This window comes from Vibrio sp. 1402, from assembly GCF_033340275.1.
This window is the reverse complement of sequence record NZ_JAWOWE010000242.1, coordinates 1-728: the sequence shown is the minus strand read 5'-3', so window position 1 is coordinate 728 and position 728 is coordinate 1. Positions and strand designations below refer to the sequence as shown.

Annotated in this window: 1 pseudogene; it reads right to left on the bottom strand. The window is 44.6% G+C overall.

Annotated features, from left to right (window positions below):
• Window positions 1-728: pseudogene (locus R7044_RS25340) on the bottom strand (VPA0450 family T3SS effector inositol phosphatase); the annotation flags it as partial.

The following is a 728-nucleotide window of genomic DNA, read 5'->3' as shown; positions in this document are numbered from 1 at the left end:
CCATAAAGCCGCTAGTTAGCTGGCTGAAGATCGCGTCTTTACCGATAATAAAGCTCGCAAAATTCTCTTTCACGAATGCTTGTTCATTCGGGTTTAAGTTTTCTAAACCCAGACGTGCTTGGTTAGCAGAGGTCACATCATCAAACGTTGCGTTAGCTGGGTTCGTGCCTGGCTTCAGATAGGCGGCATCATTTTTAAAGTCATTGGCATTTTGAGTAAATGCGTTTTCAATCAACTTTTGAGAAAAGCTTCTGACTTCGAATGTTGACTGCACTGGCTTATGGTCGCTGACATTCTCAAAACCATCAGTGATAACACTGGTTTGGTGGTTCTGTAAGTTGCCCGTTTTGTTGGTTAAACCAGTGTTATCCAGCTCACCGAAGTCAGGGCGATCTCGGCCTTCTTTCTGCTTAATATTGCCAGTGTGCTTATCTAGCTGCATGTAAGTATGGCTATCGAGTGGTTTGAACTTAAAGCCATGTTTCGCTAAGTGCGTATCATCGTGGGCAATTGGGTCGTACAGCACATCAGAGCCTTCAGCAACGCGCTTCTCACGTTCATTGAGATCGCCAGTGATCAGAACTTCCTCATTTGGATTAATGCCTTCCATCAACTTGTTGCCTTCGAACTCACGTTTGACTTCTTTGTTGGAATCCAGGTGTGCAGAAATGACGTTTAAAGGTTGTCCATTGATCTCCAAAGCCGTTTTCACGCCGCCTTTATTACCC